At 71.7% G+C, this 23,957-nt stretch carries 20 protein-coding genes; 8 read left to right on the forward strand and 12 right to left on the reverse strand.

Going from position 1 to position 23,957, the window contains the following annotated elements; translation table 11 throughout:
• Positions 1-92: 92 nt before the first annotated feature.
• The gene (locus tag ACZ37P_RS18030; RefSeq protein WP_467347696.1) at positions 93-1,058 is read right to left on the reverse strand and encodes a LysR family transcriptional regulator ArgP; all 966 of its coding nucleotides are present in this window, start codon (positions 1,056-1,058) and stop codon (positions 93-95) included.
• Positions 1,059-1,127: 69 nt separating this feature from the next.
• Here ACZ37P_RS18030 and ACZ37P_RS18035 point away from each other — a divergent pair, with 69 nt between their 5' ends.
• A complete protein-coding gene (locus ACZ37P_RS18035) occupies positions 1,128-1,739 on the forward strand; it encodes a LysE/ArgO family amino acid transporter (protein ID WP_391045594.1) in 612 nt (203 codons plus the stop codon).
• A 39-nt stretch (positions 1,740-1,778) separates the two neighbouring features.
• Here ACZ37P_RS18035 and ACZ37P_RS18040 read toward each other — a convergent pair whose 3' ends face one another.
• Positions 1,779-3,863, reverse strand: coding sequence for a SpoIIE family protein phosphatase (locus ACZ37P_RS18040; RefSeq protein ID WP_355345930.1), 2,085 nt, complete (start codon positions 3,861-3,863; stop codon positions 1,779-1,781).
• A gap of 175 nt (positions 3,864-4,038) precedes the next feature.
• A complete protein-coding gene (locus ACZ37P_RS18045; RefSeq protein ID WP_467347289.1) occupies positions 4,039-4,479 on the reverse strand; it encodes a DUF2000 domain-containing protein in 441 nt (146 codons plus the stop codon).
• A gap of 100 nt (positions 4,480-4,579) precedes the next feature.
• On the opposite strand from ACZ37P_RS18045, the gene ACZ37P_RS18050 reads away from it, so the two are divergent.
• On the forward strand, positions 4,580-5,053 hold the full coding sequence (locus ACZ37P_RS18050; RefSeq protein WP_355345924.1) for an Lrp/AsnC family transcriptional regulator: 474 nt from the start codon (positions 4,580-4,582) through the stop codon (positions 5,051-5,053).
• A 25-nt stretch (positions 5,054-5,078) separates the two neighbouring features.
• Here ACZ37P_RS18050 and ACZ37P_RS18055 read toward each other — a convergent pair whose 3' ends face one another.
• Together ACZ37P_RS18055 and ACZ37P_RS18060 are read right to left on the reverse strand one after the other, a co-directional pair.
• The gene (locus tag ACZ37P_RS18055) at positions 5,079-6,563 is read right to left on the reverse strand and encodes a GH1 family beta-glucosidase (protein WP_467347292.1); all 1,485 of its coding nucleotides are present in this window, start codon (positions 6,561-6,563) and stop codon (positions 5,079-5,081) included.
• A 378-nt stretch (positions 6,564-6,941) separates the two neighbouring features.
• A complete protein-coding gene (locus tag ACZ37P_RS18060; RefSeq protein WP_355345918.1) occupies positions 6,942-7,988 on the reverse strand; it encodes a LacI family DNA-binding transcriptional regulator in 1,047 nt (348 codons plus the stop codon).
• A 396-nt stretch (positions 7,989-8,384) separates the two neighbouring features.
• Here ACZ37P_RS18060 and ACZ37P_RS18065 point away from each other — a divergent pair, with 396 nt between their 5' ends.
• Positions 8,385-9,209 (forward strand): aldo/keto reductase, encoded by an 825-nt coding sequence (locus ACZ37P_RS18065; RefSeq protein ID WP_467347293.1) that lies wholly within the window; start codon positions 8,385-8,387, stop codon positions 9,207-9,209.
• A gap of 90 nt (positions 9,210-9,299) precedes the next feature.
• On the opposite strand, the gene ACZ37P_RS18070 is transcribed toward ACZ37P_RS18065, so the two are convergent.
• Positions 9,300-9,623, reverse strand: a complete 324-nt coding sequence (locus ACZ37P_RS18070; RefSeq protein WP_355345913.1) for a plasmid stabilization protein — start codon at positions 9,621-9,623, stop codon at positions 9,300-9,302.
• A 269-nt stretch (positions 9,624-9,892) separates the two neighbouring features.
• Here ACZ37P_RS18070 and ACZ37P_RS18075 point away from each other — a divergent pair, with 269 nt between their 5' ends.
• Positions 9,893-10,792, forward strand: coding sequence for a DUF4389 domain-containing protein (locus ACZ37P_RS18075; protein ID WP_402712070.1), 900 nt, complete (start codon positions 9,893-9,895; stop codon positions 10,790-10,792).
• A 6-nt stretch (positions 10,793-10,798) separates the two neighbouring features.
• On the opposite strand, the gene ACZ37P_RS18080 is transcribed toward ACZ37P_RS18075, so the two are convergent.
• Both ACZ37P_RS18080 and ACZ37P_RS18085 read right to left on the reverse strand, forming a co-directional pair.
• Positions 10,799-11,998, reverse strand: a complete 1,200-nt coding sequence (locus ACZ37P_RS18080) for a glycoside hydrolase family 64 protein (protein ID WP_391162165.1) — start codon at positions 11,996-11,998, stop codon at positions 10,799-10,801.
• 158 nt (positions 11,999-12,156) lie between these two features.
• Positions 12,157-13,188 carry a LacI family DNA-binding transcriptional regulator gene (locus tag ACZ37P_RS18085; RefSeq protein WP_391045613.1) on the reverse strand — a complete coding sequence of 344 codons (1,032 nt, stop codon included), beginning with the start codon at positions 13,186-13,188 and terminating at the stop codon, positions 12,157-12,159.
• 376 nt (positions 13,189-13,564) lie between these two features.
• Between ACZ37P_RS18085 and ACZ37P_RS18090 the strand changes: the two genes are divergently transcribed.
• Positions 13,565-16,711, forward strand: a complete 3,147-nt coding sequence (locus ACZ37P_RS18090) for a GH92 family glycosyl hydrolase (protein ID WP_467347296.1) — start codon at positions 13,565-13,567, stop codon at positions 16,709-16,711.
• 83 nt (positions 16,712-16,794) lie between these two features.
• Here the strand turns inward: ACZ37P_RS18090 and glgC are convergent, their stop codons facing one another.
• The 3 genes from glgC to ACZ37P_RS18105 form a co-directional block, all read right to left on the reverse strand.
• Positions 16,795-18,012 carry a glucose-1-phosphate adenylyltransferase gene (glgC, locus tag ACZ37P_RS18095; RefSeq protein ID WP_355345901.1) on the reverse strand — a complete coding sequence of 406 codons (1,218 nt, stop codon included), beginning with the start codon at positions 18,010-18,012 and terminating at the stop codon, positions 16,795-16,797.
• A gap of 101 nt (positions 18,013-18,113) precedes the next feature.
• The gene (gene glgA / locus ACZ37P_RS18100; protein ID WP_391045618.1) at positions 18,114-19,289 is read right to left on the reverse strand and encodes a glycogen synthase; all 1,176 of its coding nucleotides are present in this window, start codon (positions 19,287-19,289) and stop codon (positions 18,114-18,116) included.
• A 133-nt stretch (positions 19,290-19,422) separates the two neighbouring features.
• Positions 19,423-19,836, reverse strand: coding sequence for a nitroreductase family deazaflavin-dependent oxidoreductase (locus ACZ37P_RS18105; RefSeq protein ID WP_355345895.1), 414 nt, complete (start codon positions 19,834-19,836; stop codon positions 19,423-19,425).
• Positions 19,837-20,301: 465 nt separating this feature from the next.
• On the opposite strand from ACZ37P_RS18105, the gene ACZ37P_RS18110 reads away from it, so the two are divergent.
• Complete coding sequence (locus ACZ37P_RS18110) at positions 20,302-20,874, forward strand: GNAT family N-acetyltransferase (protein ID WP_391052393.1); 573 nt, start codon at positions 20,302-20,304, stop codon at positions 20,872-20,874.
• 215 nt (positions 20,875-21,089) lie between these two features.
• On the opposite strand, the gene ACZ37P_RS18115 is transcribed toward ACZ37P_RS18110, so the two are convergent.
• Entirely contained in the window at positions 21,090-22,037 is a 948-nt protein-coding gene (locus tag ACZ37P_RS18115; RefSeq protein ID WP_467347299.1) for an SDR family NAD(P)-dependent oxidoreductase, read from the reverse strand.
• Between the two features lie 162 nt (positions 22,038-22,199).
• On the opposite strand from ACZ37P_RS18115, the gene ACZ37P_RS18120 reads away from it, so the two are divergent.
• Positions 22,200-22,778: a TetR/AcrR family transcriptional regulator gene (locus ACZ37P_RS18120; protein ID WP_355345886.1), complete on the forward strand. Its 579-nt coding sequence runs from the start codon at positions 22,200-22,202 to the stop codon at positions 22,776-22,778.
• Between the two features lie 184 nt (positions 22,779-22,962).
• The gene (locus tag ACZ37P_RS18125) at positions 22,963-23,865 is read left to right on the forward strand and encodes a SigB/SigF/SigG family RNA polymerase sigma factor (RefSeq protein WP_391052386.1); all 903 of its coding nucleotides are present in this window, start codon (positions 22,963-22,965) and stop codon (positions 23,863-23,865) included.
• Positions 23,866-23,957 lie beyond the last annotated feature (92 nt).

Genomic DNA, 23,957 nt, shown 5'->3' on the forward strand with positions numbered 1-23,957 from the left:
TGGCCAAGGTGGTTTGGGGGGGAGGGGGGGGGGGGGGGGGTGGGGGGGGGGCGGGGGGGTGCCCCCCCCCCCCCCCCCCCCCCCGGTCCGCGTCAGCCCGCCGCCCGCGCGCCGTCGGTGTCCTTGAGCGCGACCGCCGCCGTCCGCACCACGGCCTCGGCGACGGCGGCCAGCGCCGGGGAGTCGAGCTTCCACTGCTGCCAGTAGAGGGGGACGTCGACGGGCCGTTCGAAGGCGAGGTCGACCAGCGTCCCGTCCCTGCGGTGCCCCACGGCCTGCACCTCGGGGATCATGCCCCAGCCGAGCCCCGCCGCGACGGCCGTCACGAAGGAGTCGGAGGAGGGGACGTAGTGCCGGGCGCGCCGGGTGACCTGGGTGCTCGCTGCGCGGCCCGCGACCGGGGTGCTCGCGGCGCGGCGCGGCGCGAGAGCGCGCAGGAAGCGGTCCTGGAGGTCGTCCTTGCGGTCGAAGTCCACCAGCGGCGCGTCCGGCAGCGCCTCCCGCAGCGGCGCCCCCGACAGCCACCGCGTGTGGAAGGCGGGCGCGGCCATGGCGCGGTACCGCATGCGGCCGAGCGCGCGGACCGTACAGCCCTGCACGGGCTCCGGCGAAGAGGTGACCGCCGCCATCACCAGCCCCTGCCGCAGCCACCCGGCGGTGTGGTCCTGGTCGTCGCAGCGCAGGTCGAAGCAGACCGGCAGCCCCGCCGGGACCTCGGCGAGGGCGGGCAGGAACCAGGTGGCGAGCGAGTCGGCGTTGACCGCGATCGGCAGCGCCGTCGTGCCGGCGGTCTCGTCGGACAGCCCCAGTTCGGCGCTGGCGTCCCGCTCCAGCCGGGTCAGCTGGCGTGCGAAACGGACGACGATCTCGCCGGACTCGGTCAGCCGTACCGGCTTGGTGCGCAGCAGCAGGACGCGTCCGGTGCGCTGTTCCAGCGCCTTGACGCGCTGGCTGACCGCGGACGGCGTGACGTGCAGGGTCTGCGCCGCGGCCTCGAAGGTGCCCTCGTCGACGGCGGCGAGCAGCGTGCGGACCTGGTCCAGCGGGAGATCGATCATCACGATCCCTTATGCTACCTAAGAATCATTAGCTGGATTGATGACAGTGGCTCTCCTAGCCTCGTCACCATGCACGCAGCCCTTCTCGCGGCTCTGGCGGGTCTCGGTACCGGCCTGTCGCTCATCGTCGCCATCGGCGCCCAGAACGCCTTCGTCCTCCGGCAGGGCATCCGCCGGGAGCACGTCGCCGCGGTCGTCGCGATCTGCGCGCTGTCGGACGCGGCACTGATCACCCTCGGCGTGAGCGGGATCGGCGCCGTGGTGCACGCCTGGCCCTCGGCCGTCACGGTCGCGGCCTGGGTCGGCGGCGCCTTCCTGGTCGGCTACGGCGTGCTCGCCGCCCGCCGCGCGCTGCGCCCGGAACACCTCGACCCGGCGGGCGCGAGCGGCGGCACCCTGCGCGCGGCCGTCCTCACCTGCCTCGCCATGACCTGGCTCAATCCGCATGTGTACCTGGACACCGTCCTCCTGCTGGGGTCGGTGGCCAACGGGTACGGCGGTGGCCGCTGGCCGTTCGCCGTCGGCGCCGCGTCCGGCAGCGTCCTGTGGTTCGGCGCGCTCGGCTTCGGCGCCCGGCTGCTGCGGCGGCCGTTCTCCCGGCCCGGCTCCTGGCGGGTCCTCGACGGGGTCATCGCCGTCACGATGGTGACGCTGGGCGTGGTGATGGTGGTGCGGCTCTGAGGAACCGCCGGTGACCGCGGCCGATGCCCCGGCCCGTCCTCAGCCCCACATCCCCTCCCACACCCGCCCCTGCGCGGTCGGCCGGAAGCCGATCACGGCCGCGTCGTCGCGCCGCGAGTCGGCGGCGGCCAGCAGCCTGGCGCAGAGCGCGGCCAGCGGCACCCCGTCGGACTGCGCCTCCTCCGCGTGCGCGGCCAGATGCGCCATGCCCTCGGTGAGGTCGGTGCCCGGCACCTCGATCAGCCCGTCGGTGTAGAGCAACAGCGTGTCGCCCAGGCGCAGTTCGTGGTGCCAGGTGGCGCGCGGCAGCGCCGGGTCGACGCACAGCGGCAGGTCGGGCCCTTCGCCCTGGAGGAAGCGCGGCGCCCCTGAGACCGGGAGCAGCAACGGCGGCGGGTGGCCCGCGTTGGACCAGGCCGCGTGCCAGCCGCCGCCCGGCCCCGGCGTGAGCTGTGCGTGGACGGCGGTGACCAGCGGCGCGATGCCCAGGCCGTCGGCGACGCGGTCGAGCCGGGCGAGGCTGTCGGCGGGCGTGCCGGGGTGGACCTGGTCGTAGGCGATGACGCGGAGCATGCTGCGCAGCTGGCTCATCGACGTGGCCGCCTCCAGGTCGTGGCCCGCGATGTCGCCGATGGTGAGGGCGACGGAGCCGTCGGGGAGCAGCAGCGCGTCGTACCAGTCGCCGCCGATCTCGGCGGTCTTGCTGGCGGGCTGGTAGTGCGCGGCCAGTTCGGCGCCCGGCACGCGCGGGGTGGGGGTGAGCAGGGCCCGCTGGAGGGTGAGGGCGGTGTGCCGGGTGCGCTGGAGCTCCAGCGCCTGCCGCAGCGGGTCGCGCACCTCGTGCAGGATCTCGCCGAGCAGCGCGAGGTCGGCGGGGCCCGGCGGCGGGCTGTCGGCGCAGGCCGCCGCGACGGCGAAGGCGACCACGGCCGCGTCGATGACGATCGGCACGATGGTGAGGCTGGTGGCCCTGACCTTGCGCAGCCAGGCGGTGGACGCGTCGGGGACGATGCCGGGCGGCGGTTCGCCGCTGGGGAAGGTCACCAGCCGGGGCCTGCGGCTCTCGATCACCTGCTGGACGACCGGGCCGACCTGGTACGGCTGGTCGTTCAGCGGCGGCAGGTCGGGCAGTCCCGCCCTGGCAGTCTCGGCGATCCGGGTGGCGGTGGCCGCCCCGCCGGGACCGGGAGGCAGCCCCACGGCGGGCAGCAGGAACACCACGCAGGCGTCGGTCAGCTCCGGTACGACCGCCGAGGCCGTCGCGGCGAACGCCTGAGCCACGTCCTGCGCGGCGGTGACGGTGGCGACCCGGGCCAGCAGCCGCTCGCGCAGCCGGTTGCGCCACTGGTCCTCGACGTCGGAGGTGGTGCCGATCCACTCGACGGTCTCGCCGTCGCGCACGACCGGCACCGCCCGCGACTGCACGCGCCGGTACGCGCCGGTCGCCGTACGCATCCGGAAGGTGCACACGAACATCGTGGCCGGCCCGGTCGCCGCCTCCTGGAAGGTCTGGAGGAGCCCGGCGCGGTCGTGCGGGTGCACCGACTCCAGCCACACCTCGTCGATCCTGGACCGCCACGGCAGCCCCGTGAACTCCTCGAAGCCGCCGACCAGCTCGGTGATCGCGCCGTCTGGCCGCATCAGCCAGACGATCTGCGAGACGGCCGACATCAGCGCCTCGTAGCGCTGCAACGCCTGGTGGCGCTCCTCCGACAGCTCCTCGGCCCGCTCGGCGGCCTCGATGTGCGCGGTGGTGTCGATCGCGACGGTCAGCACGCCGGGGCCGTGCCGGGACACCACGGGCGAGAGGCTGTAGACGAAATGCCGCCGCCCGGGCGCGCCGGGCGTGCTGCCCCGCGTGGTGCGCGGGGTGGTCACCTGGCGCGGCGCCTTGTCGGTGTAGACCACGTCGAGCAGGTCGAGGTACGGCGACTCGTGCGGCTCGTCGAACACCTCGCCCGCCGGGACGCCGAGCGGGCGCGGTCCGAACAGGTCGTGGAAGGCGTCGTTGTAGTACACCAGCCGGTGCTCGGGCCCCGACGTCAGGGCCACGGACACGATGGCACGGTCGAACACCTCGGGCTCCAGCTCGGGGACGCCCATCTCGCGACCGGTACGCCTCATCCCTCGATCATCGCTCGACTGGCGCCGACGGGCGCGTCGGGAGCGCCGGGAGCGCCGGGACGAGTGCGTACCGGCGGGTACGGAACGCACACCGCGGCTACGGGACGCACGCGCGGACACCTACCGGCGGATACGCGGCGGCCCGTGCGTACGCGCCCGCGGCCCGTACTCGCGCTCAGCGCAGCAGCGGGAGCCTGCCGACCAGCCGGTCCACCACGTTGCGCGGGCCCACCAGGCTGATCGCGCTGTACGCCACGTCCTCGCCCTTGGTGCCCGCGAGCTGGTCCAGATACTGGTCGTAGACCCGTGAGGTCTGGGCCGCCTCGGGCATGTCGACCACCAGGACACCGTCCTTGGCCGCCGCCTTGCCGCGCAGCTCACGCAGCGTGCCGGCGTCGGCGGCGAGGACGGAGCAGCCCGCCCAGGGCAGGCCGGGGTGCACGGCGCCCGAGGCGTCCTCGCCGCCGCGCCCCACCAGGTCGGGCAGTTCCTTGCCGACCGAGGCGGCCATGCAGGCGGCGGCGTTCACCAGCCGCCCGGCGGGCAGCTCCTCGTCCACGACGATGACCCATTTGAGTTTCGCCTGCCGGGTCGACAGGTCCGTGCGCACGTCCATGCGGCGCCCTCCATTCGATCGGGAATCCGCCGCCTAGACTAGGCACACGTGCCGCCCTCTCCCAGAGCTACCGAACTTCATCAGGCAGATAGGGACTCTCGTGGAATTTGATGCTCTGGACCAGGCTCTGCTGGGGGAATTGCAGCACGACGCACGGCAGACCAACCGCGATCTCGCCGCCAAGACCGGCGTCTCCCCCTCCACCTCGCTCGAACGCGTCAAGCAGCTGCGCGACCGCGGGGTGATCACCGGCTACCACGCGACCCTGGACCTCGAAGCGATCGGCCGCCCGGTGCAGGCGCTGATCGCGGTACGGGTCAGGCCGCCCGCCCGGCCGGTCATCGAGGGCTTCCGCGAGTGGGCCGCCACGCTGCCCGAGGTGATCGGCCTGTTCGTCACCTCGGGCCCGCACGACTTCCTGATCCACATCGCGGTCCCCGACGTGAACGGCGTCTACGCCTTCGTCATCGACCGGCTCACCGAGCGCCGCGAGATCGCCGATGTGCAGACGACGATGGCGTACGAGCACGTACAGCGGCACCGCGTCGACCCGGCCGGGCCCGCCGCGCGCTGACCGACCCCCGCGCGCACCGCCCGCCTCACACCGCGCGGACTCCGGCACGGCGGCGGTGCGGGTGGCGCGGTCCCGGCGCGCCGGGCGCGGCGCGGTTGGCCGCGATCAGGTCGGCGTACCACCGGGCGCTGTCCTTGAGGGTGCGGCGCTGGCTGGCGAAGTCGACGTGCACGATGCCGAAGCGCTTGCTGTAGCCGTAGGACCACTCGAAGTTGTCGAGCAGCGACCAGAGGAAGTAGCCGCGGACGTCCACGCCCGAGCGCACCGCCTCCAGCACGGCGGCCAGATGGCCGGCCAGGTAGGCGATCCGCTCGGGGTCGTGGACGGCGCCCGACGGGTCGGCGTAGTCGTGGTACGCGGCGCCGTTCTCGGTGATCATCAGCGGCACGCGGGGCAGTTCCCTGCCCAGGCGGCGCAGCAGTCCGGTCAGGCCCTCGGCGTCGACCGGCCAGCCCATCGCGGTGCGCGGGCCCTCCGCGGGCAGGAAGCGGACGACGCCGTCGGTGCCCGGCCACGGCGAGGGCTCCGCCGGGGAGGGGCGGCCGGGCACGGCGGAGGGCGAGGCCGCCGCGGCGGCGACCACGGTGGGGCTGTAGTAGTTGAGGCCGAGTACGTCGATCGGCCGGGAGATCTCGGCGAGGTCGCCGTCCCGTACGAACGACCAGTCGGTGAGCGCCGCCGTGTCCTCCATCAGGTCGCGCGGGTAGCGCGCGTGGAAGACCGGGTCGAGGAAGATCCGGTTGGCCAGCGCCTCGATCCTGCGCACCGCGTCCCGGTCGGCCGCGGAGTCGGAACGGCCGCGCACTGCCGCCAGGTTGAGCACCAGCGAGACCGCGGCCGTGTCGGGGAGCAGTGCGCGCAGGACGCCGACGGCCATGCCGTGCCCGAGGTTGAGGTGGTGCGCGGCGCGCAGCGCGGCGGCCGGGTCGGTCCTGCCGGGCGCGTGCGCGCCGGAGCCGTAGCCCAGAAAGGCGCTGCACCAGGGCTCGTTGAGGGTCGTCCACAGCGGGATGCGGTCCCCCAGCGCCTCGCCGACGAGCTCCGCGTAGTCCGCGAACCGCGCCGCCGTGTCGCGCTCGGGCCAGCCGCCCGCGTCCTCCAGCTCCTGCGGCAGATCCCAGTGGTAGAGCGTGACCACCGGCCGGATTCCCGCCTCCAGCAGCCGGTCGGTGAGCTGCCGGTAGAAGTCCAGGCCGCGCTGCACCGCGGGGCCCCGGCCGGTCGGCTGGACGCGGGGCCAGGACACCGAGAACCGGTAGTCCGTGACGCCGAGTTCGCGCATCAGCTCGACGTCCTCGGGCATCCGGTGCCGGTGGTCGGCGGCGATGTCGCCGGTGTCCCCGTTGCGCACCCGCCCCGGCGTGCTGCTGAAGGTGTCCCAGATCGACGGTGTCCGCCCGTCCTCCGTCGCGCCTCCTTCGATCTGATACGCGGCCGTGGCCGTCCCCCACCGGAATCCGGCCGGGAACCGCAGCTCCTCGGCAGTGGCGTGGTCGTCGACAGCGGTCATCTGGAAGCGCTCCCATAGCGGGTGGGTCGCGAATACGCGACGGTCGGGCGGAACGGGCGGGTTCGGTGCGCCGAGAGTCGGGGGGCCGCTCCGTCTGAGAGCGCTCTCAGGCCACCAGAAGGAGCGTGCCCGCTCCGGCGACCCCTCGTCAAGAGCCGTCGCACGACGAATACGGGAGGAGTGCCGCAATTCGGCCCGCGCGGTGGAGTGGTGACGGTCCGTCGAATCCCGCCCCGGCCGAGCGGGACCAGTCCGTCCGACGCGTCTGATCCGGCCGATCCGGTCCGTCGGATCCCGGCCCGGCCGAGCGAGCCCGACTGGTCCGGCCCGTCTGATCCTGTCCGACCGATCCGGTCCGGCTGATCCGGTCCGGCGGCCTCAGGCGGAGGCGCGGACGATCAGCCGGGTCGGGGTGACGATGGACGACAGCGCCGGAACGGCCTCGGCGGCCAGCGCGGGCTCCAGGGCGCGCAGGAGGAGGCGGGCCATGAGGCGGCCCATTTCCTCGATGTCCTGGCGGACGGTGGTCAGGGGCGGGTCGGTCCATTCGGCGACGGAGACCATGTCGTCGAAGCCGACGACGGCGATGTCGTCGGGGACGCGGTGTCCTGAGGTGCGCAGGACGCGCAGGGCGCCGGAGGCCATGACATCGGAGGCGGCGAAGACGGCGTCCAGGTCGGGGCAGCGCTGGAGGAGTTCGGCCATGGCGCGGGCGCCGCCTTCCGGGGTGAAGTCGCCCTCGGCGATCATCCGCGGGTCGGTCTCCGGCAGCACGTCACGGAACCCGTCCAGCCGGTCCACCGACGCCAGTTGGTCGAGCGGCCCCGCGATGTGGGCGATCCGGCGGCGGCCGATGCCCAGCAGGTGACGTACCGCGTCCCGCGCACCGCCCCGGTTGTCGCAGTCCACGTACAGGGCGCGGCGGCCGGACTCCTGATCGGACCAGGTGGGACGGCCGCCGATGACGATCGGCACGTCTCCCCTGCTGGAGAGCACGGGCAGCGAACCGTCGGTGTGCAGCGAGAAGATCAGCGCGCCGTCCACGTGACCGCCCGCCAGATAGCGGCCGACCCGCTCGTAATCCGCGGCCCCCTCGGTCAGCAGCAGCACCAACTGATTGTCCCGCGCGGTGAGTTCCTTGCTGATCCCGCGCACCTGCTGCGCGAAGAACGGGTCGGTGAAGAACCGCGTCTCCGGCTCGGCCACCACCACCGCGATGGCGTCATTGCGCCGCGTCACCAACGTACGCGCCGCCTGATTCGGCACATACCCCAGCTCGTCCACGGCCTTGCGCACCCGCTCCACCAGCGGTCCCCGTACTCCCGCTCCCCCGTTCACGACCCGCGAGGCGGTGGCACGCGACACCCCGGCCCGCGCGGCGACGGCCTCCAGCGTAGGACGCGGCGCGAAGCTCGGGTCGGACAAGGGACGTCTCCTTCACGCGGGGCGGCGTGGCACGGAACAGGCACAGCGTAACGGGTTACACCCCTCCCGAGAGAGCGCTCTCCGAAGCGAATTAGGCACGCTCCCGGATTCGGGGTGTTTGGCGGTGCGGGACCCGGGCACCCGAACCTTTGAGGCACCCCCCCGCCTCACAAGCCGATACGGCCGGCGGCATCCCCCCCCGTCGTCCGGTCGTATCGGCTGGGCGCCCCTCATGACCCGCTCAGGGTCCGCGCGCCGGGGTCTGCCGTCGGCAGGCCGGATACGTCGGCAGAAGTTACGGTGGGTGAAGGCCGCCCTGTCACTCCGGGCTCGTCGCCGCAGGTCAGGCGGCTCCACCGGGAATCATCCGCCGAGACACGCAAGGAAGTCGCGCACATGTCTGCTGTGCCCGCTCTCACGCTCAACAACGGCGTCGCCATCCCCCAGCTCGGCTTCGGGACGTTCCAGATCCCGCCGAAGGACACCCGGGAGGCGGTCACCACCGCCCTGGAGATCGGCTACCGCCACATCGACACCGCCGAGATGTACGGCAACGAGAAGGAAGTCGGCCAGGCCGTCGGCGCATCGGGCCTGCCGCGCGAGGAGGTCTTCGTCACCAGCAAGCTCGACAACTCCTACCACGCGTACGGCGACGCCCTCACGGCCTTCGCCCGCTCGCTCGACGACCTGGCCACGCCGTATCTGGACCTCTTCCTGATCCACTGGCCGAGGCCCGCGGTGGGCGACTTCACCGAGACCTGGCGGGCGCTGGAGGAGATCTACGCCTCGGGCCGCGCCAAGGCCATCGGGGTGTCCAACTTCCAGCCGCCGCACATCAGCCGCCTGCTCCAGAAGTGCACGGTCGTCCCCGCGGTCAACCAGATCGAGGTGCACCCGTACTTGGTGCAGGACGACGTACGGGCCTTCAACGCCGAGCACGAGATCGCGACCGAGGCGTGGTCCCCGATCGCCAAGGGCAACGTGCTCAAGGACCCGGTGCTGGTGGCCGCCGCGGAACGGCTGGGCCGCACACCCGCCCAGGTCACACTCCGCTGGCACATCCAGCGCGGCGACATCGTCTTCCCGAAGTCGGTCACCCGCGCCCGCGTCGAGGAGAACTTCCGGCTCTTCGACTTCGAACTGCCCGAGGCCGACATGGCCGCCATCACCGCACTCGACCGCGGTGAACGCACGGGCCCCGACCCGGACACCTTCAACTGAGCCCGAGCCTGAGCCCGGACCTGGACCTGGACCTAGACCTGGACCTGGACCCGAGTCGTCCGACGCCCGGTGGGCGTCAGCGGACGGGCGTCAGCGGCCGAGCGCCTTGGACAGCTCCGCCTTCGTCATCGACGAGCGGCCCTTGATGTTCCGCTGCCTGGCCTCGTTGTAGAGCTGTTCCTTCGTCGGGCCCTGCGCGCCGGAGTGCGAGCGCAGGCCGCCGCGGCGGCCCGACGACATGTCGTGGGTGGAACTGCGGCTCGCGGTGCGCGCCTCGCCGGAGCGGGCGCGCTCCTTGTTGACGGTGCGCGCCGCGATCTCCTTCGCCCGCTTCTCGGACCCGCCGCGGTCCTCGACGCTCTCCTTGATGTGCTCGTACTGGCGCTCGCGCTTGGCACTCGATCCCCTGGGCATGGCTCGCACCTCTCGGTCGTCGTCATCGCTGCGGCGGCGCCCGCGGGTCACGCGCGGCGCCCCTGTTCCCGCGCCTGCCCGGCACGTGCGGGCCTACACGGAAGCCCCCCTTCGCGCTCCATGGTCACCGCCCGCGGGAGCGCCCGCACGGCGGTGCGGCCCGTCCGGGCGTCACCCGGCCGCCCTGCTGGACATGCGAGGGGTGCTCCGTACTGCGAGGTTCGTCCACGAGGGCGTCTTCGTGGACGCCCCGGGACGGAGCGCCGGGCATGACGCAACCGATGTGGGCGAGGCCCGAGGGGGCCGAGCCGGTGGAGTGGCTGCCGGAACTGGACATGCCGGACCCGGGCCGCCAGCGGCGGCTGACGGTGCTGCTGCGCTGGCTGCTGCTGATCCCGCAGTTCATCGTGGTGTTCGTGCTCGGCGTCGGCGCGTTCTTCACCGTCATCGTCGGCTGGTTCGCCGCGCTGTTCACCGGGCACCTGCCCGAGGGCGTGGCCCGCTACCTCGGCGCGTTCCTGGCGTACGAGACGCGTGTGCACGCCAGCGCGATGCTGCTGGTCGACCGGTATCCGCCGTTCGCGCTGCGGCCCGCCGAGCACTATCCGGTGCGGATCGAGCTGCGGCCGGGACCGCTGAACCGGCTCGCGGTGTTCTTCCGCATCATCTTGATGATCCCGGCCGGCATCGTGCAGGGCCTGGTGACCTCCGGCTGGTACGCGCTCGCCTTCATCATCTGGCTGATCACGCTGGTGCTCGGCCGCATGCCCCGGCCGCTGTTCGAGGCGAGCGCCGCGACGCTGCGCTACAGCATGCGGTTCAGCGCCTACGTGCTCCTGCTGACCTCCGCCTACCCCAAGCGGCTCTTCGGCGACGGCGACGCGCCTGGGGCCGTACCGGGCGCGGTGCGGCCGGGCATGCCGGGCGCCGTGCCGGGCGACACCTACGGGGCGGTGCCCGGAGCCGTTCCCGGCGCCCTCGCCTCCGCCACCCGGCCGCTGCTGATGAGCACCGCGGCGAAGGTCCTCGTCGGGGTCTTCCTGGCGGTCGGTCTCGCGGGCCACATCGTCGGCGACACCGTGACCGACTGGAACGGGAACAACGACGACAACGCCGCGGCGACAGCACCCGCCGCCGCGGCCGTCGTCGTCACCCCACCGGGCCGCTGACGCGGCTCAGTCGAACGGGTCGAGCGTGATCGACGCCTCCTGCGGGTCGCCGTCGTGGACCAGCGACTCGTGGTTGCCGACGTCGTCGAAGGCGAAGGCGTACGCGCTCCCGTCGGCCATCTGCTCGTGGATCTCGCGGGCGTACTGGTTGGTGTCCGCGTCCTGGTAGAAGCCGGACGCGTCCGCATCGGGCTGCTCGGAGTTGGTCAGCAGCGTCGTGCGGTTGTAACCGGCGCACAGCGTACGGGAGATGGGGCCGCGCACCTGGTCGTTCGGCGCGTCCAGCAACTTGTAGCAGCCGAAGACGCTGTCGGAGTCCGGCTTCTGGAAGCTGGTGACGACCGCGCCCGAGGAGTCGGTGAAGTTCATGACGTCACCGGAGACCCGGCCGAAGTACTTGGTGTCCGGCTGGTCGCCGAAGGGCGTGACCGTCAGGGTCGAGGAACTGTACTTGTCCCAGACCCGGTTGATGTAGTCGTCCATCACCGAGGCGGGCAGCGCGCCGGACTCGATGCCGTGGCCGGGCGCGAGCGCGCGCAGGACGCTGCCGTCGGGCGCGGTCTCGACCAGGCCCGCCCAGCCGCCGGGCCGCGCCTTGAGGCCGTCGAAGAACCCGTTGTAGCCGCCGGGCTTGAGGTGTCCCGTGGTCTTCGTCGTGCCGTCCGCGGTCTTCACGCCGACCGCGTAGGGGGCGGAGAACATGTCGACCTGCGTGCTGTTGATCCACAGGCCCGAGTCGTTGAGCGTGTACTCGGTCCAGTTGAACAGGATGTCGTGGTTCGGGTCGTCCGGATTCTGCACGGCGGGCTGGACGAGGCCGCCGGTGGTCAGCTTGAAGACCAGCTTCTGGCCGTAGGAGAAGTACACCCGGCCGGAGAACTTGGGGAGCTTCAGGGTGAGCGACTGGCCGTCGGCGGGGCCCGCGATGGACGCGTCGGGCGCCTCGGTGGGGGGATTGCCGCCGGCCGGCCACGCGTGGAAGGCGCCGTCCGCGTCGGCCCAGCCCTGTTCTCCGGTGGCGAGGTTGGTGCCGATGTCGTAGACGTAGACCTGGTCGCCGCGGCCGGAGTTGTTGGTGAAGGTGAGCGGAATGGTGTCCGGCACCGAGGCCGAGGCGGTCGACGCGAGCCCCGCGGCGGTCAGTCCGCCGCCGATCAGCGTGGCCGCGGCCAGCGGTACGAACAGCTTCCGTTTGGTGATGTACACGCTCTGTACTCCTCATCAGTTGGGGCACCGCGGAGGACAGACGTCGCCGGACATCGCGGAATCCGTTCCTCCGCAGCGGTTCTGAGAGCGCTCTCACCCTGATGGGGAATGGTGTGCATGTCAATGACGCGACAGTGGACTTCCGCTGCTGACGGTAATCACCGCTGATCCGGGGCGGGTTGGGGAGGCCGGAGGCCGCGGAATTCGCCGGAGCCGCGGATCACGAGACGGGTCAGCAGCACCACGGAGCGGGGTGCGGAGCGGTCGCCGCCGATCCGGGCGAAGAGCAGATTGGCCGCCGTGCCGCCGATGGCCACCGGGTCCTGGCTGACCACGGTCAGCGGCGGGCTGAGCCGTTCGGCGAGCGGCAGGTCGTCGAAGCCGACGATGGCCACCGGGGCCGGGTGGTCGAGGCCGTCGAGCACGCCCATGGTGATCAGGTCGTTGCTGGCGAACAGCGCGGTCGGCGGGTCCGGCAGGGCGCGCAGCCCGGCGAGCGCGCCGCGCGCCTCGCGGTGGGAGCGCAGTTCGTGCCGGACGAGGTCGGGGTCCTCGGGTATGCCGTGCGCGGCCAGCGCGTCGAGGTAGCCGAGGTGGCGCTCCCGCTGGGTCCAGATGCCGTAGCGGTCGCCCAGGTAGGCGATACGGGTGTGGCCGTGGCCGAGCAGGTGGCTGACCGCGCGTTCGGCGCCCGCGCGGTTGTCGACGGTGACGGTGTCCACGGCGAGGCCCTTGGCGGGCCGGTCCACGCAGACCACCTGGGTGCCGCCCTCCATGGGCTGCTTGAGGAAACCGTGGCCGCCGCTGGTCGGCACGATGATCAGGCCGTCCACCTGACGGGCGGTGAAGGCGGCGATGACCTCGCGTTCGCGCCGCGGTTCGTCGTTGGTGCTGCCGACGAGCACGACGTAGCCGCGGCGGTGCGCCTCGTCCTCGACCGAGCGGGCCATCAGCGCGTAGAAGGGGTTGGCGAGGTCGTCGACGACGAGCGCGATGGTGGAGGTGCCGAGGTTCTTCTGGCGCAGATTGCGCGCGTTGTCGTTGCGCTGGTAACCGAGCTTCCTGACCGCCCGCTCGACCCTGGCGGCGGTGTCCGGCGAGACGCCCGGCTCGCCCGAGACGACGCGGGAGACCGTCATGGGGCTCACCCCCGCGGTCCGGGCCACGTCCTTCATCGTCGGGCGCTTCACGGGCCTCCTCCTCGGCGTGCTTCGGGCCGACCGCCGTACGGGCTGGTGTCGATGATGTCAGGCCACGGCGCGGACAACCATCGTCCGTGGTGGAGTGCTTGGTAACGTACACAAAATGTCAGGCCCTCGCGCGTTCGACCCGACGCATCGTCACGCCGCTTTCGCGTGGACCTCGTCGGCGGCTCCGCACGGGCCTCGTACGGCCGGAAACACCCGATGTCCCGGCCTGGTCCGCACCCTTGACATCCAGTCAGGTACACCTCAACAATTCGGTTCTGCTTGGTAACGTTCACATGCACTTCGCGCAGCCCCCCGTGCCCCGAGGCGGCCCGCAAGGACGACGGCGCGCCGCCTCCGCGAGAAGGTGGTCTCCTCCGTGCCCCCCACTCCGTTCCGCATCAGAACCGTCGGCGCCGCGAGCGCCCTGTTACTGGCCGCCTTCGGCGTCGGCGGCCTGGCCGCGGCCCCCGCGCACGCCGCGACGCTGCCGCTGACGCAGTACGCCGACCCGTTCGTCGGCACCGACGACAGCTCGGCCCCCAACCCCGTGCCGGGCGGCGCGGGCGGCAGTACGTATCCGGGCGCGGTGGTGCCCTTCGGCGGTGTGCAGTTCAGCCCCGACACCCCGACGGCCTCGCCCTCCGGCTACCGCTACTCCGACACCTCGATCGAGGACTTCAGCCTCACGCACTTCGACGGCGCGGGCTGCCCGAACAACGAGGACCTGCCGCTGATGCCGGTCACCGGCGCGGTCAGCAGCTCACCGGGCACCAACTGGACGAGTTACGCGTCCGGTTACACCAAGGCGAACGAGTCGGCCGCTCCCGGCTACTACAAGAACCGGCTGGACAAGTACGCGACCAATGTCGAGCTGACGGCCACCACCCGTACCGGCATGGGGAAGCTGACCTACCCCTCGTCCACGGCTTCCCGGCTGCTGATCAACACCAGTCGCAGCGCGACGGGAAACCGCAGCGGCACGGTGAACGTCAACGGTTCCGAAGTGACCGGCAGCGTCACCGCGGGCGGCTTCTGCGGCTCCACGAAGACCTTCCAGATCTACTTCGACATCCGCTTCGACCGCGCCCCGACCGGGCACGGCACCTGGTCGGGCGGCACGGTCACCGACGACTCGTCCGGCGCGAGCGGCACCAACACCGGCGCGTACGTCACCTTCGACACGACCGGCAACGCGGCCGTGCAGTTCAAGGTCGGGCTGAGCTACGTGAGCGTGGCGAACGCGCAGGCCAACGTGGTGGCGGAGAACAACGGCTGGGACTTCGGCGCGGTGCGCACGGCCGCCGACACCTCGTGGAACCAGATCCTCAACCGGGCGCAGGTCACCGGCGGCGCGACCGCCGACCTGAAGAAGTTCTACACCTCGCTCTACCACGTCTTCCAGAGCCCCAACGTCTCCAGTGACGTCAACGGCGACTACCGGGGCTTCGACGGGGCGCTGCACAATTCGACCCGGCCGGTCTACCAGAACTACTCGGGCTGGGACATCTACCGGTCCTGGGCGGCGCTGGTCGCGCTGATCGCGCCGACCGAGGCGAGCGACATCGCCAAGTCGATGGTCCTGGACGGGCAGCAGGGCGGTCTGCTGCCGAAGTGGTCGCAGCAGACCAACGAGGACTTCGTGATGACGGGCGATCCGGGTCCGATCATCGTCAGCAGTCTCTACGCCTTCGGGGCCAGGGACTTCGACACCGCGAGCGCGCTGTCGCTGATGGAGAAGGCGTCCAACGGCGGCACGATGCAGGGCTCGCCGATCCGCGGCAATCAGGGCACGTACACCAACCTGCACTATCTGCCCGGCGCGCCCTCGGACTCCCTCGAATACTCCGCGTCGGACTTCGCGGTCGCGCAGTTCGCCAAGGCGCTGGGGAACACGTCCAGTTACTCCACGCACATGACGCGCGCGCAGTGGTGGCGCAACACGTACAGCACCGAGTCCGGCTACACGCAGCCGCGCAACTCCGACGGGAGCTGGGCGTGGCCGCTGAATCCGGCCAGCCAGAACAACTTCACCGAGGGCAACGCGTCGCAGTACACCTGGATGGTGCCGTACGACTTCTCCGACCTGATCAACGACATGGGCGGCCGGCAGACCGCGGTGCAGCGCCTCGACCACCACTTCACGCAGGTCAACGCGGGCCAGAGCCTGCCGTACTACTACATCGGCAACGAGCCGGAGCACGGTGTGCCGTGGGCGTACAACTACGCGCGTGACCCCGCGGGCGCCTCGGACGCGGTGCGCAAGGTGATGACCGAGTCGTACACCACGGGCCCCGGCGGCCTGCCGGGCAACGACGACCTGGGCGCGACCTCGGCCTGGTACGTGTGGGCCGCGCTCGGGGTGTACCCGGCGACGCCCGGCGCGGACACACTGGCGATCCACGGCCCGCAGTTCCCGTCCGTGCTGCTCCAGCGGCCCGGCGGCAACATCACCATCAACTCCTCGGGCAGCGGCGGCTATGTGCAGGGCGTCAGCGTCAACGGGACGGCCACCAGCCACAATTACCTGCGCTACCCGGACGTGGCGGGCGGCGGGACGCTGAACTTCACCATGGGCGGTACGCCGAGCGCGAGTTGGGGAACGGGCGCGGGCGACGTCCCGCCGTCCTTCACCGACGGAGCGACCCCGGTGCCGGCCGCGCCCGAACTGGGCACGGACCTGGCCAAGGGCAAGCCGGTGACGGCCTCGGCGCCGTGCGCGACCGCGGAATCCGGCGACAAGGCCGTGGACGGCACGCTGAAGGACAACAGCAAGTGGTGCTCCACGGTGGCCAATCCGTCCCTCCAGGTGGACCTCGGCTCGGTGCAGACCGTGTCGTCGTTCGTGCTCAAGCACGCCGGGCTCGGCGGGGAGAACACCGGCTGGAACACGGCCGCGTTCACCATCCAGACCAGTACCGACGGCGCCAACTGGACCACCGCGGCCACCGTCACGGGCTCGCGCTCCAGCCGTACCTACCACCCGGTCTCGGCGCGCCAGGCCCGCTATGTGAAGGTCGCCATCTCCTCGCCGGTCAACGACGCGGCCGGCTCGACCGTGGCGGCCAGGCTCTACGAACTGGAGGTGTACGGCGGCGGCCAGGCCGATCTCGCGCTCGGCCGCACCGCGACCGGCTCCGACGCGTGCGGCACCACCGAGACGCCCGACAAGGCGGTCAACGGCAGTTACACCGGCGGCAACAGCGACAAGTGGTGCTCGAAGGTGTCGGGCACCAAGACCCTCCAGGTCGACCTCGGCGCCTCGCACGCGCTGTCCTCGCTGACCGTCCGGCACGCCGGGGCGGGCGGTGAGGACCCGAGTTGGAACACCAAGGACTTCGATCTCGCCGTCTCCGCCGACGGCAGCACCTGGACCACGGTCGCCCAGGTCCGCGGCAACACCGCTGACTCCACGACCAACGCGGTGAGCGCCACGGCCCGTTATGTGCGGCTCAGCGTGATCACGCCGACCCAGAACACCGATCCGGCGGCGCGGATCTACGAGTTGGAGGTGTACGGCAGCTAGGCGGCGCTCCCCCGGCCGCACGGGAACGGCGGCCACCCCTCGGTGCGAGGGGTGGCCGCCGTTCCGCGTACGGGCGGTGCGTGTCAGAGCACCAACTGGGCCTTGCCCAGCGCGATCACCCCCGCCGCGGAGACCGTGTACAGCTCGCGGTCGCGGTCCGGGTTGACGCCGATGGTGGCGCCCGGCGGCACGTCGACGTTCTTGTCGAGCACCGCGCCCCTGACGATGGCGCCGCGCCCGACCCGTACGTTGTCGTGCAGTACCGAGCCCTGGACGACGGCGCCGGTGTCCACGACCACGCCGGGCGACAGCACCGAGCGGGTGACCTGCCCGCGGATCTCACAGCCGGGGCTCACCACCGACTCGCCCACGATGCCGCCCGCGGCGATCTTGGCGGGCGGGAGCTGCCCGGAATGGGTGTAGATGGGCCAGCGCCGGTTGTGCAGGCTGAAGGCGGGCTGGTCGGAGATCAGGTCCATGTGCGCGTCGTAGTACGCGTCCAGCGTGCCGACGTCGCGCCAGTAGCCGTGGTCGCGGGCGGTCTCGCCCGGCACGTGGTTGTTGTCGAAGTCGTAGACCTGGGCGACGCCCTGGTCGGTGAGCCGGGGCAGGATGCTGCCGCCCATGTCGTGCACGGACTGCGGGTCCTCCGCGTCCTCGTGCAGGGCGTCGATCAGGGTCTTCGTACTGAACAGGTAGTTGCCCATCGAGGCGAAGACATGCTGGGGGTCGCCGGGCAGCCCCGGCGGGTCGAGGGGTTTCTCCAGGAAGCGTTCCACTTGTATGCCGTCGGCGGCGGGCGAGATCACGCCAAAGCCCGCCGCGTCGGCTCTGGGCACCTTGATTCCCGCGACGGTGACGCCCGCGCCGTGCTCGATGTGCTGCGCCAGCATCTGCCGGGGGTCCATCCGGTACACATGGTCGGCGCCGAACACCGCGATGTAGTCCGGCTGTTCGTCGTGCACGAGATTGAGGGACTGAAGGATCGCGTCCGCGCTGCCGAGGTACCAGCGCGGGCCGAGCCGCTGCTGTGCCGGTACCGGCGTCACGTAGTTGCCCAGCAGGCTGGACATCCGCCAGGTGGTGGTCACATGGCGGTCGAGCGAGTGGGACTTGTACTGCGTCAGCACGCAGATCCGCAGGATGTCCGCGTTCACCAGGTTCGACAGGACGAAATCGACCAGGCGGTACGTGCCGCCGAAGGTCACCGCTGGTTTGGCCCGGTCGGCGGTCAGCGGCATCAGCCGCTTTCCCGCGCCACCGGCCAGCACTATGCCCAGTACCGAAGGTCCTCCACGCATCGAGACCCCCCCTTGTCGTCTCTGCCGCTCATATCTGCTCCTCGTGCCGTTCTCGTGCCTGATCCCGGTCCCGTGTTCCGGCGTTCACCGGCTCACTCCGCCTACCGGCCCTGCGCCAGCACCGACGCGTACAGCTCCGCCGTACGCCGTGCCACGGTGTCCCAGCCGAATTCGCGCACCGCGCGGTCCCGGCCCGCCGCCCCCATCCGCTCCGCCTCGGCGCGGTCGCCGATCACCCGGTTGAGCGCCCGCGCGAGTCCCGCCTCGAACGCGGCGGGGTCCTCCTCGCGGTAGGGCACGAGCAGCCCGGTGACGCCGTCCTCGACGACCTCGGGGATGCCGCCGACCGCGGAGGCGACCACGGGTGTGCCGCAGCCCATCGCCTCCAGATTCACGATGCCCAGCGGCTCGTACACCGAAGGGCACGCGAACACCGCCGCGTGGGTGAGGAGTTGGACCACGGCGGGGCGTGGCAGCATCGCCGGGATCCAGTGCACGCCGTCGCGTACCGCGTTCAGCTCGTCGAAGAGCGCGCGGAATTCGCGGTCGAGCGCGGGGGTGTCCGGCGCTCCCGCGCACAGCACGAGCTGCGCGGACGGGTCGAGTTCGCGGGCGGCCCGCAGAAGATGGGGCACGCCCTTCTGCCGGGTGATCCGGCCGACGAAGAGCACGTAGGGGCGCTGCGGATCGATGCCGATCCGGCTGAGCACGTCGGTGCGCGGGTCGGGGCGGTAGGTGGCGGTGTCGATCCCGTTGCGGATGACGTGCACCCGGTCGGGGTCGAGCGCCGGATAGCAGCCCAGGATGTCGCCGCGCATGCCGTCGGAGACCGCGACCACCGCGTCGGCCGACTCCATCGCCGTGCGCTCGGCCCAGCTCGACAGGGCGTAGCCGCCGCCGAGCTGCTCCGCCTTCCAGGGCCGCAGCGGCTCCAGCGAGTGGGCGGTGAGCACGTGCGGTATGCCGTAGAGCAGCTTGCTCAGATGGCCCGCGAGGTTGGCGTACCAGGTGTGCGAGTGGACGAGGTCGCGGCCCTGAAGACCGGCGGCCATGGCCAGGTCGACGGAGAAGGTGCGCAGCGCGTCGTTGGCGCCGTCGAGCGTGGACGGGGCGTGGTGCCGGGTCACCCCGGTGTCGGGGCTGTCCGCCCCGTCGCCCCAGCAGTGCACGGCGACATCCACCAATGAGCGCAGTTCACGGGCCAGGAACTCCACGTGGACCCCGGCTCCGCCGTATACATCCGGCGGATATTCCCGGGTCAACAGACCCACCTTCACCGAGACCTCCTGCCGTCGACAACCGTGTGCCCCTGTTGCCTTCCCCGGTTGGACGCGGCCTACCGCGCGGGAGCGTGACGTAATTCCGCCGCCCGCGCGGTCCGACGGCAGGTCGCACCCGCCGCGCGCGGTCCTAGCGGCGGCTGAGCGCGATCACCGGGATGACCCGGCTGGTCTTCTTCTGGTAGTCGGCGAAGCCGGGGAAGCGGGACGCCTGCTCGGCGTACTTCTCGTCGCGCTCGGCGCCCTTGAGCTCCTCGGCGTGCACGGGGATGGTCTCGTCGCCGATCTCGATGTCGATGTCGGGGTGCGCGAGGAGGTTGAGGTACCAGGCGGGGTGGGTGTCGGCGCCGCCCTTCGAGGCGAACACCAGATAGCGGTCCCCGTCGGCCATGTACATCAGCGGGTTGACGCGCTCGATGCCGGTACGGGCGCCGCGGGTGTGCAGCAGCACCATCGGCGCGCCCTCGAAGGGGCCGCCGACCTTCCCGTGGTTGGCCCGGAACTCGGCCGTGATCCGGGCATTGAAGTCGTCGCCGTCGCTCATTCACCGCTCCTGACAGATGTGGTCAATACGGGTCCCACCGGTCACCTTAGCCAAGCGGCCGGCCCGTTCTCCGTATCCGCGAACGCGAGCCCCTGGCCCGGCATTCCCCCGAACGGGCGTGCGTCGCGCGGGCCTCGGACGGCGGTGCGGCCGTTCTGCGGGAAATCGTCCGGATCGCACTGGACCACGCGTCACACCGGTCACCCGCACCGCGTACGACGCAGGGGCACGCGCAGGCGGGCGTGCGCGGAACAGGTGCATCGTTTTCCCGCCAGATCCGGCGGGCCGCCCGGCCGACGTGCGCCGGGGCCGGCCGGGCCGCCCGCGTGCCGGGGGCGCAAGCACACGGCCCACCGGGCGATGGCCAATACAGCGGATCTGCCCAGGTGACGCGGAAAGTGGAATGACGCTTTACGGACGGCTGTCCGGAGCCGGACAGGGCACACGGAGGAGAGACCGCGCGTGATGACCAACAGCCGCTCCGCCGCACCCGTTCCGCTGCGCAGCGGGGCACGGTTGGCGCTGGCACTGGCGAGGGAAGAGATGATGCAGGACTACCACCGGTGGGAGACCGATCCGGCGACCGTCGTCGGATTCGGGGCCCGCTGGCCGGTGTCCTGGGAAGTCTTCCAGGCTCGTTTCCACAGTGGCCATACCTCCACCCACTACCAACTCTTCGAAGTGATCACCACGGACAGTGGCATTCCGGTCGGGACCACCGCGCTGAGCGTCGACCAGTCGGCCAACAGCGCCGAGTACACCCTTGTCATCGCCCCGGAGCACCGCGGCCTGGGCTACGCCGCCGAGGCCACCGCACTCACCCTCGACTGGGCTTTCACCATCGCGTCGCTGAGCGCGGTGTGGCTGGAGGTACTCGCTCCGCACACCGCCGCGGTGCACGCCTACCTCAAGGCCGGTTTCCGTGACGCCGGGCGGCTGCGCAGCGCCGCGCTGTGGCAGGGCAGGCGCGTCGACAAACTCCTGCTGGACTGCGTCCCCGGCGACCTGCCGGGGACCGAGCCGGACGAGAGGAGGTGATCCACGATGTCATGCTCCGACGTGAACTGCCGTAAAGGCGGGTGCACCACCGACCCCGACCGCACCGGGCGCGAAGGCGGTCAGAAGCGCGGGTGAGCGGCCATCGGCCGGGCGCCGCGGTGCGTGACGTACCGCGGCGCCACCGTATATACGGAAGTCTCCGTGCGTTCCCGGAGATGTCCGTAGCCGTTGTCCCCGGAGATGTCCCCGCCGCGCTATCCGGCGGCCAGGGTCGCCTCGGACACCTCCCACAGCCGCCGCGCCGCCTCCGGGTCGAGGGCGTAGGCCGCGACGCCGTCGGGGGCGCCGGGCCGGTTCTCCGCCGCCTCGTCGCAGTCCTCGAAGTACCGGCCGCCGACGCCGTCGAGCAGCGGAGAGGCCGCGACCAGCACCGAGGTCGCCGCGCCCTGCTCCGGGGTCTTCCACCGCGGGAGGTCGGGGCCGCGCTCGGCGCGCAGCCGGTTCAGCTCCTCGTCGGACACATAGCGCTGGAGCTTGGTCCTGATCCCGCCCGGCATCAGCGCGTTGACGGTGATGCCGTCACTCGCCCAGCGCTTGGTGGCCTCGACGGCGAACAGCACGTTGGCGGTCTTGGACTGGCCGTACGCGGACCAGGGCTCGTAGGGCCGCTCGCGGAAGTGGATGTCGTCGAAGACGACGGGCGAGCGCAGATGGGCGCTGGAGCTGACCGCGACCACGCGGGCGCCGCCCGCCGCGGCGAGCGCCGGGCGCAGGCCGGTGGCCAGGGCGAAGTGGCCCAGGTGGTTGGTGGCGAACTGCATCTCCCAGCCCTGCGGGGTGCGCATCTCGGGCGAGGCCATGATTCCGGCGTTGTTGACCAGCATGTGCAGCGGGCCCTGCCAGTCCGCGACGAAGGCGGCGACGGACGCCTGGTCGGCCAGGTCGAGCGGAGCGACCCGCACCTGCTCGTTCCCGGTGGTCCTCGTGATGTCCTCGGCGGTCCGCCGGCCTGCCTCCGCGTCCCGTACGGCCAGCGTCACCTCGGCCCCGGCGGCGGCCAGGGCGCGGGCGGTCTCGACACCGATGCCGGACGCGCCACCGGTCACGACGGCGCGGCGGCCGGTCAGATCGATGCCCGCCAGCACGTCGGCGGCGGTGGACTCCCTGGTGAAGGGGGTGGTGATGAGGGGGTTTGACGTCATGATCCGTGCGTCTCCTCGGTAGCGCGGAGGGCATGGCACTGCCGGTACGATAAAAACCGGAGGAACCTCCGCTCAGATCCACCGTAAGTGGAGGAACCTCCGCTTGCAAATTCGCCGGGCCCCCGTACCCCGACGATCCGCGTCCCACCGAGGAGAGACACCGTGCCGGGCACCTCACCCCGCCCCCTGCGCGCCGACGCGCAGCGCAATCGCGACCGGCTGCTGGCCGCCGCCGTGCGCGCGTTCGCCCACGACGGGCCCGAGGTGACGCTCGAGGCCATCGCCAAGGACGCGGGGGTCGGCATCGGCACGCTCTACCGGAACTTCCCGACCCGCGAGGCGCTGGTCGAGGCCGCGTACCGCAACGAGCTGACCCGGCTGTGCGACGCCGCGCCCCGGCTGCTCACCGCCGCTCCCCCCGACGTGGCGGCGCGCGCCTGGATGGACCACTTCATCGACTACATGACGACCAAGCGCGGCATGGCCGACGCGCTGCGCGCCGTGATCGCGTCCGGCGGCGACCCCTTCGCGCACAGCCGTGAGGCGCTGCTCGGCGCGGTCGGCACCCTGCTGCGGGCGGGCGCGGAGGCCGGGACGCTGCGGGCGGACGCCGACCCCGAAGACGTGCTCGTCGGGCTCGGCGGGGTGGCGCTGTCGGCGGCCGGTCCGGAGCGCAGGGCGCAGGCGGGACGCCTGCTGGACCTGCTCATGGACGGATTGCGCTACCGTGCGGGGCAGTAGTCGCGGCGCGCGGCCGGAGACGGGACGCGCGACGGGACCCGGCAGAACACGGACAAGGACGCGAAACAGGCCGCCGCTCGGACCCGTTCGGGGCCCGGAAAAATTGCTCGAAAAAAAGTTGGCATAGGACGTTCGACAGCGGGCATGCGGCTTGTGGACAGTCTTACCGAGGCGAGGCGATGACGTGACCACACAGGTTCAGCAGTCGGACAGCGCGTACGAAACGGCGACGCTTGAGGCATCACCGCGATCCGAGGGCGGCTTGATTGGTGAACTTCCGCGGATCGACGACGCCACGGCGGTAGCCCCCAAGGACGCGCGGGCGCTGTCGAAGCTCTTCTTCGACCGGCTCCAGGCCGTCGAGGAGGGCACCCGTGAATACCAGTACGCCCGCAACACGCTGATCGAGATGAACCTCTCGTTGGTGCACTTCGCCGCCGGGCGCTACCGCAACCGGCCGGCCACCGACATGGAGGAGATCGTCCAGGTCGGCACGATCGGCCTGATCAAGGCCATCGACCGGTTCGACCTGTCGCGGGAGAACGAGTTCACCACCTTCGCCATCCCGTACATCGTCGGCGAGATGAAGCGGTTCTTCCGCGACACCTCCTGGGCCGTCCACGTGCCGCGCCGCCTCCAGGAGCTGCGCGTCGAGCTGAGCAAGGCCAAGGAAGCGCTCGCGCTGGTGCTGGACCGCGACCCGACGGTGGCCGAGCTGGCCGCGCACCTCGACCTGACCGAGGAAGAGGTCATCGAGGGCCTGGTCGCCGCCAACGGCTACACCGCGGGCTCGCTGGACACGCCGTACAACGACGGTGAGAGCGGCGGTGACGGCGAGGGCCGCACGCTGGCCGACACCTTCGGCGAGTGCGACTACGCGATGGACCTCATCGAGAACTTCCAGAGCCTGGCCCCGCTGATCGCCAAGCTCCCCGAGCGCGACCGGCAGATCCTCCAGATGCGCTTCGGCGAGGAGATGACGCAGGCGCAGATCGGCGAGGAGCTGGGCTACTCGCAAATGCACGTGTCGCGGCTGCTGAGCCGCACCATCGCCGGCCTGCGCGCGGGCCTGATGACGCAGAAGTAGGCAGCCGGAAGCAGGCAGCGAACACGACGAACGGCTGAGGGGCCTCCCGGACCGGGAGGCCCCTCAGCCGTTCACGCCTGCCCGTACCGCTC

It is taken from the genome of Streptomyces sp. NPDC024632, from assembly GCF_055559175.1.